General features: G+C 69.1%; 11 protein-coding genes. 5 read left to right on the forward strand and 6 right to left on the reverse strand.

What is annotated here, in order from left to right; genetic code table 11:
- Positions 1 to 86 precede the first annotated feature (86 nt).
- On the forward strand, positions 87 to 932 hold the full coding sequence (locus tag AB0J87_RS49875) for an ABC transporter ATP-binding protein (protein WP_350728278.1): 846 nt from the start codon (positions 87 to 89) through the stop codon (positions 930 to 932).
- Positions 929 to 1,780: an ABC transporter permease gene (locus AB0J87_RS49880; RefSeq protein WP_363979422.1), complete on the forward strand. Its 852-nt coding sequence runs from the start codon at positions 929 to 931 to the stop codon at positions 1,778 to 1,780. The genes AB0J87_RS49875 and AB0J87_RS49880 overlap by 4 nt, the downstream gene beginning before the upstream one ends.
- A gap of 221 nt (positions 1,781 to 2,001) precedes the next feature.
- Here AB0J87_RS49880 and AB0J87_RS49885 read toward each other — a convergent pair whose 3' ends face one another.
- The 3 genes from AB0J87_RS49885 to AB0J87_RS49895 all read right to left on the reverse strand — a co-directional run bounded on the left by AB0J87_RS49885 (position 2,002) and on the right by AB0J87_RS49895 (position 4,463).
- A complete protein-coding gene (locus tag AB0J87_RS49885) occupies positions 2,002 to 2,733 on the reverse strand; it encodes a 4'-phosphopantetheinyl transferase superfamily protein (protein ID WP_350728276.1) in 732 nt (243 codons plus the stop codon).
- Between the two features lie 133 nt (positions 2,734 to 2,866).
- Positions 2,867 to 3,529, reverse strand: coding sequence for a response regulator transcription factor (locus AB0J87_RS49890; protein ID WP_355199581.1), 663 nt, complete (start codon positions 3,527 to 3,529; stop codon positions 2,867 to 2,869).
- Entirely contained in the window at positions 3,516 to 4,463 is a 948-nt protein-coding gene (locus tag AB0J87_RS49895) for a sensor histidine kinase (protein ID WP_355199580.1), read from the reverse strand. The genes AB0J87_RS49890 and AB0J87_RS49895 overlap by 14 nt, the downstream gene beginning before the upstream one ends.
- A gap of 900 nt (positions 4,464 to 5,363) precedes the next feature.
- On the opposite strand from AB0J87_RS49895, the gene AB0J87_RS49900 reads away from it, so the two are divergent.
- Entirely contained in the window at positions 5,364 to 8,108 is a 2,745-nt protein-coding gene (locus AB0J87_RS49900; RefSeq protein ID WP_363979427.1) for an AAA family ATPase, read from the forward strand.
- 211 nt (positions 8,109 to 8,319) lie between these two features.
- Positions 8,320 to 9,249: an aldo/keto reductase gene (locus AB0J87_RS49905; RefSeq protein WP_363979430.1), complete on the forward strand. Its 930-nt coding sequence runs from the start codon at positions 8,320 to 8,322 to the stop codon at positions 9,247 to 9,249.
- 16 nt (positions 9,250 to 9,265) lie between these two features.
- Here the strand turns inward: AB0J87_RS49905 and AB0J87_RS49910 are convergent, their stop codons facing one another.
- Positions 9,266 to 10,144, reverse strand: coding sequence for a UbiA family prenyltransferase (locus AB0J87_RS49910; RefSeq protein WP_350728271.1), 879 nt, complete (start codon positions 10,142 to 10,144; stop codon positions 9,266 to 9,268).
- 209 nt (positions 10,145 to 10,353) lie between these two features.
- Between AB0J87_RS49910 and AB0J87_RS49915 the strand changes: the two genes are divergently transcribed.
- Positions 10,354 to 12,021 (forward strand): 2-isopropylmalate synthase, encoded by a 1,668-nt coding sequence (locus AB0J87_RS49915; protein WP_350728270.1) that lies wholly within the window; start codon positions 10,354 to 10,356, stop codon positions 12,019 to 12,021.
- Between the two features lie 258 nt (positions 12,022 to 12,279).
- Here the strand turns inward: AB0J87_RS49915 and AB0J87_RS49920 are convergent, their stop codons facing one another.
- Both AB0J87_RS49920 and AB0J87_RS49925 read right to left on the reverse strand, forming a co-directional pair.
- Entirely contained in the window at positions 12,280 to 12,489 is a 210-nt protein-coding gene (locus AB0J87_RS49920; RefSeq protein ID WP_363979434.1) for a DUF5988 family protein, read from the reverse strand.
- A gap of 12 nt (positions 12,490 to 12,501) precedes the next feature.
- A complete protein-coding gene (locus tag AB0J87_RS49925; protein WP_350728268.1) occupies positions 12,502 to 13,914 on the reverse strand; it encodes a carboxyl transferase domain-containing protein in 1,413 nt (470 codons plus the stop codon).
- Positions 13,915 to 14,224 lie beyond the last annotated feature (310 nt).

Genomic DNA, 14,224 nt, shown 5'->3' on the forward strand with positions numbered 1-14,224 from the left:
GGTCCGACCTGCGGCTTAGACGTTTGACCAGGTGAAACCCTAAATAGGGGTGTCGGTGGCGGAGCCGATCCCCAACCCTGATGGGTATGAGCGATACAGCGGTGCGGGTACGTGAGCTGCGCAAGCGATATGGCGACGTGGTCGCCATTGACGGCGTCGACCTGGACATCGCCAGGGGTGAGGTGTTCGCGCTCCTCGGCCCCAACGGCGCAGGCAAGACGACCACTGTTGAGATCCTCGAAGGGCACCGCCGCCGCGACGCCGGCGACATCAGCGTGCTCGGCGAGGACCCCGGCCAGGCCGGCAGGGCCTGGCGCGCCAGACTCGGCATCGTGCTGCAGTCGGCCACCGACGCCGCGGAGATGACCGTCCGGGAGATGGTGCACCACTACGCCACCTACTACCCGAGCCCGCGCGACCCCGACCACGTGATCGAGCTCGTCGGGCTCACCGGCAAGGCCGACGTCCGCACCCGCCACCTCTCCGGCGGCCAGCGGCGCAGGGTCGACGTGGCGCTCGGCGTCGTGGGCAATCCCGAGCTGGTCTTCCTGGACGAGCCCACCACCGGGTTCGACCCCGTGGCGCGCCGCCAGTTCTGGGACCTGATCTCGCAGCTGGCCGACGAGGGCACCACCATCCTGCTGACCACGCACTACCTGGACGAGGCCGAGGCGCTGGCCGACCGGGTGGGAGTGATCGTGGGGGGCAAGGTCGTCGCGCTGGGGGAGCCGGCCACGCTGGCCGGCCGCGCGCAGGCGATGGCCACCGTCAGCTGGGCCGGCCCGGACGGGGAGCGCAGCGTGAAGACGGCGACGCCCACGCAGGTCGTCGCCGAGCTGGGCCGCCAGTTCGAGGGGGAGATCCCGGAGCTGGCCGTGACCCGGCCGACCCTCGAAGACATCTACCTCGGCCTGATCGGAGACCAGCCGTGACAACCACGATGTCGAGACCGACGACTCGCATCCCCGCCGCGAGCTCGGTGGGCCTGCCCGGCGCCTGGGGCCTGGCGCTCAAGCGCGGCGGGCTGGAGCTCAGAAGCTTCTTCCGCACCAAGAGCCAGTTCATCGTCATCTTCTCGCTTCCGGCGATCATGCTGATGCTGCTCGGCGCGATGCAGATCAACAAGCCGGCCATCGCCGGGATCACGGGGGCCCAGATCCTCACGGCCGGCATGATCGGCGCCGGCGTGATGGGCACGTCCTTCCAGAACCTGGGCATCAACATCGCCCTGGAACGCCATGACGGGACCCTGAAGAGGCTCTACGGCATGCCGCTGCCACGGATGGCGTATTTCGGCGGGAAGGTCATCCAGGTCCTGGTGTGCATGGTCGCCGAGGTGGCCATCTTGGTCACGGTGGGAGCGCTGCTGTTCGGCATCCAGGTGCCCACCTCTTTCGACCGGTGGCTGACGTTCACCTGGGTCCTGCTGTTGGGTGGTACGGCCTGCGCGCTGCTGGGCATCGCGGCCGGCAGCCTGCCGAAGTCGACGCGCGGGGCCAACGCGGTGATCACGCTGCCGTTCCTCATCGTGCAGTTCTGCTCCGGCGTCTTCATGCCCTTCTCCGACGTGCCGGGCATTCTCCAGTTCTTCGCGTCGCTGTTCCCACTCAAGTGGATCACCCAGGGCATGCGCTCGGTGTTCCTGCCGGAACACGCGGCGGCGCTGGAGCCCTCCGGCTCATGGCAGCTCCCGATGACCGCCCTCGTGCTCGGCGCCTGGTGCGTCGGCGCGCTGCTGCTGTGCCTGAAGACGTTCCGCTGGACGGCGAAGGACAGCTGACCTCGCATCCTCGTGACGGTGGCGGGTCGCCTGAACGCCACCGTCAATCGCATGCCCGGCCTCTGTGCCGGGCTTTCGCGTCGGTGGGTCCTCACGTGCCGCCGCCGGAGCCGTTCACGCGCCTCGCGGTCGCGGGGAGAGGAGGGCGCGCGAAACGCCCGGTACCCGGCCGGAGATGGGGAATCGGGCGCGGCAGGAGTGGGCCGCGCCGTCCGGCCGGGTCAGGCCTTGACGGGCTGGGCGGCGGGGCGCCTGTGCGCCGCGCGGTGGCGGCGGGTGGCGGGGCCGGAGGCCTTGACGATGGCGGTGACGATGAGGCCGTCCTGGGCCTTCCACGTGCCGGAGAAGCCCATCAGCTGCCGGCCCTCCACGTGTGGCCCGGTCACCAGGAGCCGGGCGGAGAACGTGCCCTGCACCGGGTTGAAGGTGAGGATCGCGTCCTCGAAGTCGAGCCACCGCTTCGCCAGCGGGAACCAGGCCTTGTAGACCGACTCCTTCGCCGAGAACAGCAGGCGGTCCCAGGCGACGTCCGGGTAGTCGGCGGCAAGCGCGCTCAGCGACTTGCGCTCCTCAGCCAGGGAGACCGCTTCCAGGACGCCGTAGGACAGCGGCTGGTTGGGCTCGGCGTCGATGCCGATCGTGATGGTGTCGGTGCCGGGGCTGAGGACGGCGCCGCGGTAACCGGCGCAGTGGGTGATGCTGCCCACGAAGCCCGTCGGCCACTGAGGTTCGCCGCGCACGCCCGGCAGGATGGGCTGCTCGGGCAGGCCGAGCAGCCCCATTGCGGTCCTGGCGCACATGCGTGCCGTGGCGAACTCCTTGCGCCGGCTCTCCACCGATCGGCTGATCACCTCTTCTTCCGCAGGGAAGAGCACCGCGTCGTGGTCGTCGAACGTGTCGACCGCCACCACCCACGGCGGGAGGATGCTCCCGATGAATGCATTGGTGTTCACAATTCCACGCTAGGCAGGGCCTTCGCGGAAGAAAATGTTCGGGCGCTTCTTCTCGGGCTCTCCGGAGACGGTTGCGGGGTGAACCTACCCCGGGAAGGGGGTCTGATTTATACAGATATATGGCGATTTGGGGTTAATTGTCGGATCGTGTCCGTGATGGTGTGATCAGTGAGGCGTCGATCGCCCGGTTGACGGCGTCGATGCGCGACGCGGCCCCGAGCTTGACGAAGATGTTGCGCAGGTGGCGCTTCACCGTGGCTTCCGTGGTGTTGATGCGGGCGGCGATCTGCCGGTTGCTGAGCGCCTGCGCGGCCAGCTCGAGGACCTCCCGCTCCTTGCTCGTCAGCACCTCGGACGGTGTGCTCTCCATCTGGGCGAGGCTCTCGCGGGAGACGGCGAGCACGACCCGTTCCGGCTCGTCGTGCACGCTGCGGATGGCCGAGACCAGCTCGTGCCAGTGGACGCTCTTCAGCAGGTATCCGCGGATGCCGGCGGCCAGGAGCCGGTGCAGCAGCTGCGGTCCGTCGTACATGCTCAGGATGATGATCTGCGTGTTCGGTGACTGGATGCGCAGGCGGGTCACGGTGTCGGTGGCGGAGTCGCCGGGGATCTCCACGTCGAGCAGGAGAATGTCCGGCTTCTTGTCGGCCACCATCTTGAGCGCGCCGCTGGAGGTGCCGGCCTCGCCCACCACGACCAGCCCCTCCTGAGACTCCAGGATCTCCCTGAGGCCCTCGCGGAAGAGCGCGTGGTCGTCCACGATGGCCACTGTGGTCGGTTGTTCACTCCTGATCATCGGGTCGCCTCTGGATGGGCACCGCGAGGTCGACCCTTGCCCCCTTGCCGGGTTCGCTCACGATGTTGACCGTGCCGCCGAGCAGCTGGGTGCGTTCCCGGATGGAGGACAGGCCCAGGCTGCCCTTGGGCGCCTGCTGGCTCGGGTCGAAGCCGCAGCCGTCGTCGATCACGGAGGCGATCAGCTCGTGCGGCGCGACGTCGATCCTGATGAAGATGGTCGAAGGGTCTCCGTGGGTGAGCGCGTTGCGGGCCGCTTCGCGCAGGATGAGCAGGCACTCCTCGCTGACGATCGGGGGAGCCCAGCTCTGGTCGCCGTTGACGACGAGCTCGACCTGTACGTCGTCGGTCCCGATCACGTCCAGGTAGCCGAGCAGTCCCTTCTCCAGGGTCCTCCCGTCGGGAGGGTGGAGGTCGGAGGTCACCTGGCGCAGGCTGCACATCGTCTCCTGGATGGCCTGCTGCGCCATTTCCAGCTTGGCCAGCGCCTTGGCCGGCTCGGACGGCCGGTAGAGGTTCGACAGCTCCAGCTGGCGCTGGGCGACGCTGAGGCTGTGGCCGATGCGGTCGTGTAACTCCCTGGCGATCCGGCGGCGCTCGGCCATCTGCGCCTCGGTCACCTGGTTCAGCAAGAACCCGGTGTAGCTGCTTGAAGCCTCTCTGATCCGCAGGGAGATGCTCTGTTCCAGAGCCGTCACCACAAGCCTGAGCAGCCTGGCGGCCTGGGTGTCGTCCTGAAGTCGGTGACTAAGAGTAGTGAATGCGGCGCGGAAGAAGACCGACGCGGCCAGGAGGGACTCTCTCGGGTGGATACCGGCGGACGCTCTGGACACGCCGATGTCCCAGGACAGGAAACGGGACGTCTCGTCGTCGAGCAAGCGACCTGCTCGCAGCGTGCCGGCCATCTCTGTCAGGATCTCGCCCGCGTTAGCCATGACCTGGGCTTTCGTGTGCTGATCCCTGATCAGCACGCTGCCGATCGAGGCCAGTCCCTGCTCGTACTTGCTCAGTATGTCGGCTCGACACTCCTCGATAAGATTCGCCGTCCCCGTGGCATCATGCTCGCCCCTTTGCGCAATTTCTCCCACCATGTCCCCTTGGAAATGCACGAATGCTTACATCTTGGGTCAACACTGATGAGTAGGCAACTGTATGAACATAGGCCCCGAGGCGCCGCAGGGCTGCGCTCCGGGCTCGCGAGCCCTGTGACCAGTGGGAATGCCTGCGACGTAGGAATGTCAATATTTCGTGACTTAGGGTGCCCTATCTCGTGGCGGCTCGGCGGGGGCCTCCGGAGCCCGGGGAGGCGGGGTCGATCTTGTGCTCACCGTCCAATAGGGGTCGTTTGTGAGATGTGAAGCTGCCGCGGTCGGTAAGGCCCAGATCGACATGAGCACGGCTCACATTGACGCTGCTCGGTCAATGTTGACGCGTGGGTAATAAATGATTCAAGCGCTTCGCCGGGACGGCCGGGCCTCGGCCCACCCCTGGCCGCGGGGCCGCGGACGGTGGCCCAGGGCCTGGTGCCGCACCGAGGCGCCCCACCGAGGCGACCGCCCGGCCGATCGACTCGGACCACCCGTTGGTCCGAAAGTTGGAGACGGACTGGTCCGTGTGGAGCGGCGGGCGTTATTAAGGATAAGCCATATTGTGGGCACCCCGAACTGACACCTAACGTGATGACCGTCAACCCATAACCGGATACGGAAGAGGTTGAGGGTCATGCGGCAAGTCCGACGGATCGTGAATTCGAAGCCGAAAAAAGAGCTGAATGGCTCCTTGGACCTCAGAACCCCTTCCGGCCGGAAATTGCCTTTCTAAAAGGGGTGTCCAACATGGGGCTGTACGAAAGAGACACCGCCATGGCCTCCATGCAAGGTCTCCTCACCGAGGCCGTGGGCGGCAAGGGCCGGGTCGCAATGGTGACGGGAGTCGTTGCGACGGGCAAGAGCGAGCTCCTGCACGCCTTCGCCGAGCAGGCTCTGGAGCACGGCGCGCTGCCGCTGGTGGCCTCGGCCACCCGGGCGGAGAGCGACCTGCCGCTGGGCGTGCTCGGCCAGCTCTTCCAGAACGCGCCGCTACAGGAAGACGTACGCGCGCTCGCGGCGGACCTGCTGCGAGAGGGCGCGCAGATGGCCTCCCCCGCGAAGGGGGAGAGCTTTGAACAGGTGGACGCCCAGATCGTCCACTCGTTGTCCGCGGTGCTGCTCTCGCTCGCCGAGCGCCACCCGCTGGTGATCGTCGTCGACGACGTCCACCTCGCCGACAGGGCCTCGCTGCTCTGCCTGTCCTACCTCGTCCGCAGGGCCAGATACTCCCCGCTCATGGCGGTGTTCGGTCAGACCGACTACCGGCCGCACACCCACGGCTTCTTCGCCACCGAGATGCTGCGCCAGCCGCACTGCACGGCCGTAAGGCTGGCGCCGCTGTCGTACGACGCGGTGGTGAGCATGGCGGCCGAGCACCTGGGCGAGGCGGCGGCCGAAGCCGTCGCACCGGACTGGTACGCGCTGAGCGGCGGCAACCCGCTCCTGCTCAGGGGCCTGATCGAGGACTTCGGGACGAGCGGCGGCGCCCCCGCCGAGCGTTACGGCGAGGCCGTGCTGTCCTGCCTGCACCGGGCCGACCCCGCGCTCCTGCAGGTCGCCGGCTGGCTCGCGGTGCTGGACGACCCGGAGCTCCTGCAGCGCCTGGTCGACGCGGACGGCACGACGGTCGCCCAGGCCACCCGCTGGCTGGAGACCGCCGGCCTGCTGGAGTCGGGCCACTACCGGGCCGAGATCGCCAGGGAGACGGTGCTGGCCGAGCTGGGCGACGAGATGCGGCGCAGCGTGCACCGCAGGGCCGCCGAGCTGCTGCACCTGGAGGCGGCCGACGACGTCGCGATAGCCGAGCACCTGGTCGGCGCCGACGCCACCGACCTGCCGTGGGCCGTCCCCGTGCTGGAGGCCGCGGCGCTGCACCGGCTGGACGACGGGTTCGTGGACGAGGCCGTCGACTATCTCAAGCTCGCCTGGCGCTGCTGCACGGACGAGCGGCGGCGTACGACCATCGCCACGCTCCTGATGCGCGCGGAGTGGCGCATCAACCCCAGCACCCCGGCCGAGCACATCGCCGAGCTGACCGACGCCCTGCACAACGGCACCCTGCGCGGCAGCGACGCGGTCGTCCTGGCCAGGGCGCTGCTCTGGCACGGCAAGGTGGACGACGCCTGCCAGGTGCTCGAACACCTGAAGGAGAGCGGCGACACCGAGCCGCAGACCGTGGCCGAGCTCGTCGGCACCCGGTTGTGGCTGCGCGCCTCGGCGCCGCCGTTGCTCGCCCACGTCAACAGGGCGACCACCGAGCAGAACAAGGAGGCCGTCCTACCGGTGCGGGTGAGCCGGCGGCTGGAGGCGATCAACGCTCTGACCTCGGTGCTCACCCGCGGTCCCCGCGAGCGCACCCTGGCCACGGTGGAGCGGATCCTGCACAGCTCCCGCCTGGACGAGATGTCCATGGACACGGTGGAGAGCTCGCTGCTCGCGCTCACCTACGGCGGCTGGCCGGACAAGGCGGCGCCGTGGTGCGACGCCTTCATCGAGGAGGCGCAGTCCCGCAGCGCGCCGGCCCGCCGGGCCCGGCTCACCGCGATCCGTGCCGAGATCGCCATGCGGCGCGGCGATCTGGAGACCGCGGCCTCGTCCGCGCGCCTGGCCCTGGAGCTCATCCCGCCGGCCAGCTGGGGGGTGACCGTGGGTTCCCCGTTGGCCAACCTGATGCTGGCCAGCACGGCCATGGGGCAGTACGACCAGGCGCTCGCCCAGGTCAACACCGCGGTCCCGGAGGCCATGCTGCGCACCCGCTTCGGGCTGCACTACCTGCACGCCCGCGGGCGCTACCACCTGGCCGTGGACCATCCGGCGGCGGCGCTGCGGGACTTCCGCTTCTGCGGCGAGCTCATGGGCGAGTGGGAGATGGACACGCCGGGCTTCATCGCCTGGCGTGCCGACGCGGCCGAGGCGCTCATCCGGATGGGCGAGCACGACGAGGCCCGTTCCCTGGTCGAGGAGCAGTTGTCGCGCTGCGGCCCCATGGCCTCCCGTACGCAAGGGGTCGCGCTGCGCCTGCTGGCCGCCACGAGCGAGCTCCGGCACCGGCCCATGCTGCTGCGGCAGTCCACGGACCGGCTGCAGGCCTGCGGCGACCGCTACGAGCTGGCCCGGTCGCTGTTCGAGCTCACCGAGGCGTTCCACAGCGTCGGGGAGTTCCGCAGGGCGGGCATCATCGCCAGCCGTACGCGCATCCTCGCGCAGGAGTGCGGCGCCCAGCCGCTGAGCCAGGCGCTGGCCGGTGACGGCTCCTCCGCCGGCGACGGGCAGAACGCGGAGATCAGCAGGGTCGTGGCGATCCTCAGCGACGCCGAGCGCCGGGTCGCCGGCCTGGCCTCGGTCGGCTACACCAACCGGGAGATCGCGGCCAAGCTGTTCATCACGGTGAGTACGGTGGAACAGCACTTGACGCGCATCTATCGCAAGCTCGGAATCACTCAGAGATCGGATCTTCCCACCGATCTGGAGCTGAGCCCGACCGTCCGCTAACCCCTCCCAGATCCTGCCCACCGCGCGGAGTCCGCGCGGTGGGCAGCTCCATTAACTGGGTGTATAACTGATCGTTGCGTTCTGTGTCAGGCGGCTTAAACGGGAAAGATTCTCCCCTTATTCATCCGCCCACAGGGGGGATAGGGGTTGTGGCACAATCGCGGCCCGCAGATCGTATGTATAACGTGACGGCCAAATGGAGGGGAGTGTCGTGGACAGCAGAAGGCTGGGCGATGCGGGGCTGATCACCTCGTGTCTGGGCTTCGGGTGTCTGGCCCTCTCAGGCGTGTACGGCGACGTGGACCGCTCGGAGTCCCTGGCGTTGATCCACTACGTTCTCGACGTGGGCGTGACGCTGCTCGACATGTCCGACGACCAGGCCGACGGGGAGGTCGAGCGGCTCGTCGGCGAGGCCGTCCGGCCCTGGCGCGAGGACGTGCTCCTGGCGACGCGGACCGTCCGGCGCGGTACCGGCTGCGGCGAGCTGGCGCAGTCGTGCGACGCCTCGCTGAAGCGCCTGGGCGTCGACTACGTCGACCTCTACATCGCGAGCCACGAGGAGCCGTCCGTACCGGTCGAGGAGACCGCCCACCAGCTGGCGGACCTGGTGACCGCGGGCAAGGCCCGCCACGTCGGCCTGTCGGGGGTGACGGGGGAGGAGCTCCGCCGGGCGCACGCGGTCCATCCGATGGCCGCCCTGGCGATGGAATACTCCCTTTGGCACCGTACGGTCGAGCTCGACCAGTTGCCGGTGGCGCGCGAGCTCGGGATCGGCGTGCTGGCCGGACGGCCGCTGGGCCGCGGCTTCCTGACCGGGCGCAGCCTGTCGCCCTCGCGGCTCGGCCCGGCCGACCCTCGCCGGGCGGATCCCCGGTTCTCGCCGCACAACCTCCCGCGCAACGGTGCGATGCTCCGGCGGCTGCAGGCCGAGGCGGCGAACATGGACGTCAGCACGGGCCGCCTGGCCCTGGCCTGGTTGCTGTCGCGGGGGCCGGACGTGGTGCCGGTGCCCAGCACGCGCGACCCGGTCCATCTGGAGATGAACGTGGGTTCCGTCAGGCTCCTGCTGACCGAGACGGTGTGCCGGCGGGTGGAGGAGGCCTTCCCGCCCGGCTCGACCGGCGCGGACTGCGCGGTCTGATCGGCCGGTCCGCCTGTCAGATGAGGAGGAGCGGCAGGATCGCCAGGCCGTGCAGCGCGTACTGGGTGGCCATGAAGGCGCCGTACGGCTCGCGGCGGCGGCCCTTGAAGCACAGGACCGTGATGACCAGCGCCCCGCCGATCATGGCGAGCGCGGACGGCCACAGCGGGAGCTTCAGCAGCAGGACGGCCGCGGCGAAGGCCAGCGCCAGCCCGATCGCCGTGCAGCAGATCGTCAGCCGCAGGACGCGCTCGCCGTGCATGACCGCGAAGGTCATCCGCCCGGCGCGGGCGTCGCCCTCGATGTCGGGCAGGTCCTTGGTCGTCGAGCCCACGAGAGCGGTCCACAGCGAGGCGGCGAGCACGAAGACGACCAGCATCAGCGAGCTCCTGATCTCGCTCGCGTAGGAGAAGGCGCCCCCGTAGTAGGTGAGCAGGGTGGCCACACCTCCGGTCAGGACCGTGCCGCCGGAGCTGCGCTTGAGCGGGAACGGCGGGCCCGAGTAGAGGTAGCCGAGCGTCAGCACGACGGCGAGCATGCCGCCCATCAGCGGCGCGAGCGCGAAGCCGGCCGCGAGCGACAGCAGGGCCGCCCCGATCGCGACCGCGCTGGCGAAGCCCGGCGGCAGGTCGCCGCGGACGATGGGCCTGCGTGAGCCGTTGAGCCGGTCCTCCGGCACGTCCATGACGCCGTTGAAGAGGTAGACGGCGAAGATCATCATCACCCAGGCCGCGGCGCCCCAGACCGTTCTGCCCAGGTGGCCGTCGTCGCCGGCGACCGAGGCGCACAGCGCCGTGCCGGTGAGGAAGCGCAGCAGGAAGATGAACTGCACTGTAGGCCGCGCCTCCGCGAAACACAGACCGCCTCGCCGGATCGCCGGTTCGATAGTCGCCATGATCGGAGTGTGCAGGGCCGGCAAGGGCCGGAGAAGGGGGGTGCGTCGAAAGATACCGGGGGCGCGCACTCTCGATACCCCTGCGGAATCCCTTGGTCAGGACCGGCACTCTCATGATCCCCGACCTGTTCGCGGGCCCGTCGCCGCTTGTACGTTGAGTGCGGAGATCTCCTAGAGCCACACCATGAGACCTGCGAAGGAGATTCACGATGGCCCCGACCCGTCCCGTCGAGCGCTATTCGAACTTCACCCCGCTGGCCCTGCCCGACCGTACCTGGCCGGACAAGAGGATCGTGGCGGCGCCCCGCTGGCTGTCGACGGACCTCCGCGACGGAAACCAGTCGCTGGCCAACCCGATGTCGCCGGCCCGGAAGCTGCGGATGTTCGAGCTGCTCGTCGACCTCGGCTACAAGGAGATCGAAGTCGGATTCCCCGTGGCCAGCCAGGACGACTACGACTTCGTCCGGATGCTCATCGAGCAGGACCGCATCCCGGACGATGTATGGATCTCGGTGCTCGTACCGGCGCGGGACGAGCTGATCGAGCGCTCGGTCACCGCGCTGGCCGGCGCCCCCCGCGCCACGTTCCACCTCTACAACGCGACCGCGCCGTTGTTCCGGCGCGTGGTGTTCAACATGGACCGCGCCCAGTGCAAGGACCTGGCCGTGCAGGGCACCCGGTTGATGATGAAGTACGCCGAGCGGGACCTGGCGGACTGCGACCTGCGCTACCAGTACTCGCCCGAGCTGTTCAACGAGACCGAGGCGGACTTCGCCCTCGAGGTCTGCGAGGCGGTCATGGACGTGTGGGAGACCGGCCCCGGCCGCCCGATCATCCTGAACTTCCCCACCACCGTCGAGCGCTCCCTGCCCTCGGTGTTCGCCGACCAGATCGAATGGCTGGACCGCAACCTCTCCCGCAGGGAGCACGTCTGCCTGTCCATCCACCCGCACAACGACCGCGGCACGGGGGTGGCCGCGTCCGAGCTGGCGCTGCTGGCCGGGGCCGAGCGCATCGAGGGGTGCCTGTTCGGCAACGGCGAGCGGGCGGGCAACGTCTGCCTGGTGACGCTCGGCATGAACATGTTCACCCACGGGGTGGACCCGGGGATCGACTTCTCCGACATCGACCGGATCCGCGACACCGTCGAGCTCTGCAACGAGATCCCCGTGCACCCCCGGCACCCTTACGGCGGCGAGCTCGTGTACACCGCCTTCTCCGGTTCGCACCAGGACGCGATCAAGAAGGGCTTCGACGACCTGGAGCGGGCCGCCGGCGAGAGCGGCGTCGAGGTCGACGAGATGCCGTGGAGCATGCCGTACCTGCCGGTGGACCCCAAGGACGTCGGGCGCACGTACGAGGCGATCGTGCGGATCAACAGCCAGTCGGGCAAGGGCGGCATCGCGTACGTCATGAGCGCCTGGCACGGAATGCGGCTGCCCCGCGAGCTGCAGCGGGAGTTCGCCGGGCTGGTCCAGGCCCGGGCGGAGGCACGGGGCAGTGAGCTGACGCCCGACGAGATCTGGGCGCTGTTCGAGCAGGAGTACCTCACCGGCCAGGCCCGGACCGACACCCTGGGGCGGGGCGACCGGATCACCGCGACGCTCCACATGGACGGCCAGCAGGAGCAGGCCGTGCGGGCCATCGGCGCCACGATGGCGCCCTGGGGCGTCGACGTGCGGGCGGTGCACCGGGCCGACGGCACCGAGCGCGTCACGAGCATGAAGACGACGGTCTACGCCGAGTGCAAGGTGGACGGCACGACGGTCTGGGGCGTGGGCGTGGACACCAACGTGGTCGACGCGACCCTGGCCGCGGTCGGCTCGGCCGCCAGGCGGAGCGGCCGGACGGGGGTCACGCTCGCGAACGCCAGCTGATGCCGGAGGACACGCCGACGGCCGCCGAAAGGCGGCCGTCGCGGCGTTTTTATGTGAAAAGCAAGAACGAGAGCCACCGTCCATTTTATTTAGGGCGGTGGCTCTCGTTCTGCTGGGGGCTTCGCAAAAGGGGAAGTGCCGTCTAGATCAATGCCTCACCTCTCCGGCGGGATAAACATCCGTCAAACCCGACTACTCATATTGAATCGCCGGTCCGGCTGCTTTCCCACCCCTAGCGAACCCTTAGGCGGTCACCTGTCACTCGGCAATGGCCGTCCGCATGATCCAGTGGTAGGCGGGCACCTCCTGCCCGTCCACGCGCATGCGCTCGCCATTGTGGAGAAAGTGCTCGTACCCGCTGCCGAAAGGCAGTTTGATCTTCTCGCAGAACTTCGCGATGGTCACGATCCGCTGCTCGGCCGGGAGGTGGTTCGGTCCGCCGACGAGCATTACCTTGATGTTCGACATGGTCTCCTCGATTCAGAGCGGGATATTGGAGTGGCAGCCGCGGTCCTGCGGTGCCGATGCCAGTGCTTCCGCCAGCCGGAGCCGGGTCTCGAGAGGCGAGACGACCGCGTCGACCACGCCGAGCGACATCGCCCGCTCGACCCCGCCGGCCGTCCGCCGATGTTCTTCCACCAGTCGCGCGTGCAGGTCCGCCTGCTCGGACTCGGGCACCGCGGCCAGCCGCTTGCGGTGCAGGATGCCGACCGCCGCCTCGGCCCCCATGACCGCCACCTCCGCATCGGGCCAGGCGTACACCGCGGTCGCGCCCAGCGACCTGGAGTTCATGGCGATGTAGGCGCCGCCGTACGACTTGCGGGTGATGAGCGTGACGCGGGGGACGACCGACTCGGCGAAGGCGTGCAGGAGCTTGGCGCCCCGCCTGACCACGCCGCCCCACTCCTGCTGGACGCCGGGCAGGTAGCCGGGCACATCGACGACGACCACGAGCGGGACCCCGAGCGAGTCGCACATGCGCACGAAACGCGAGGCCTTCTCCGCCGAGAGCGAGTCGAGGCAGCCGCCCTTGCGCAGCGGGTTGTTGGCGATCACGCCCACGGCCCGCCCGCCCAGCCGGCCGAGCCCGATCACCATGTTGGGGGCCCAGCGGGGCTGGAACTCCAGGAACTCCGGGTCCAGGAGCTCGCGGAGGACCGGCCGGACGTCGTAGGCACGGCGCGGCTGCTCGGGGAGGAGGGCCCGCAGGTCGCGCGGCTCGCTCAGCGCGGCGAAGTCGAACCGGCCGGGCCGGGTGAAGAACCCCGTCAGCAGGCGGGCCCGGTCGTAGGCCGCCTGCTCGGAGTCGACCGTGATGTGCGCGACCCCCGATTTGGGGCCGTGCGCCTCCGGGCCGCCGAGGCCCGCCATGTCGATCTCCTCGCCGGTGACGCTGCGGACGACGTCGGGCCCGGTGATGAAGACCCGCGCGACGTCCGACATGATGATCACGTCGGTCAGCGCGGGCCCGTAGGCGGCCGCGCCCGCGGCCGGTCCGAGGACGACCGAGATCTGCGGGATCAGGCCGGAGGCCGCGGTCATGGCGGCGAACATGCGGCCGACGCCGTCCATCGACTCCACGCCGTCGGCCAGCCGGGCACCGCCGGAATGCCACAGGCCGATCACCGGGCAGCGCCGGCGGACGGCCAGCTGGATGGCCTCGACGATGCGATTCGCGCCTGCCCAGCCCAGCGCGCCGCCCATGCGCGTCGCGTCCGTGCAGTAGGCGATGACCGGCGAGCCGTCGATCAGACCGTGTACGGCCTGCACGCCGCTCTCTTCGTCGCCGGGCATCGGCACCATGGAGCCGGGGTCCAGGAGCCGCGAGAGGCGTGCCGATGGCGTCCTCGGATCGAGTGGTGCTTCCGTGGGAAAAGCGGTCAGGACCGTCATCGTTGTCCTTTCGCAGGTATCTGTCCTTCGAATTTCCCGACCGACCCCTATCCCGGACAACCCCTACTGCCTCGTACCTCTTACCAGGGGGTGGCGCCGATATAGGGGGGACATGGGGTAACCGGGAATGGCCGCCCGTGTGACACTCGAGTTGTGTTGTTAATCACATCGACGTAGCGGACGGGGCCGCGCAGAAAGGCATGGACGTCATGAAACGTGCACAGCTCAAAAAGGCGCGCCCGGCGCGTACCACGGTGTGGAACGAGGTGCCTGACTTACGCACCCCGTCCGGCCGGATGCTGCGGTTCTA

The organism is Nonomuraea sp. NPDC049625, from assembly GCF_040675285.1.
In the GTDB taxonomy this organism is placed as follows: Bacteria; Actinomycetota; Actinomycetes; order Streptosporangiales; family Streptosporangiaceae; genus Nonomuraea; species Nonomuraea angiospora_A.

Coding starts and splice junctions, on each gene's coding strand:
- AB0J87_RS49875 (WP_350728278.1), top strand. CDS start 87: ATGAGCGATACAGCGGTGCGGGTACGTGAGCTGCGCAAGCGATATGGC.
- AB0J87_RS49890 (WP_355199581.1), bottom strand. CDS start 3,529: ATGATCAGGAGTGAACAACCGACCACAGTGGCCATCGTGGACGACCAC.
- AB0J87_RS49895 (WP_355199580.1), bottom strand. CDS start 4,463: ATGGCTAACGCGGGCGAGATCCTGACAGAGATGGCCGGCACGCTGCGA.
- AB0J87_RS49900 (WP_363979427.1), top strand. CDS start 5,364: ATGGGGCTGTACGAAAGAGACACCGCCATGGCCTCCATGCAAGGTCTC.
- AB0J87_RS49910 (WP_350728271.1), bottom strand. CDS start 10,144: ATGGCGACTATCGAACCGGCGATCCGGCGAGGCGGTCTGTGTTTCGCG.
- AB0J87_RS49915 (WP_350728270.1), top strand. CDS start 10,354: ATGGCCCCGACCCGTCCCGTCGAGCGCTATTCGAACTTCACCCCGCTG.
- AB0J87_RS49920 (WP_363979434.1), bottom strand. CDS start 12,489: ATGTCGAACATCAAGGTAATGCTCGTCGGCGGACCGAACCACCTCCCG.
- AB0J87_RS49925 (WP_350728268.1), bottom strand. CDS start 13,914: ATGACGGTCCTGACCGCTTTTCCCACGGAAGCACCACTCGATCCGAGG.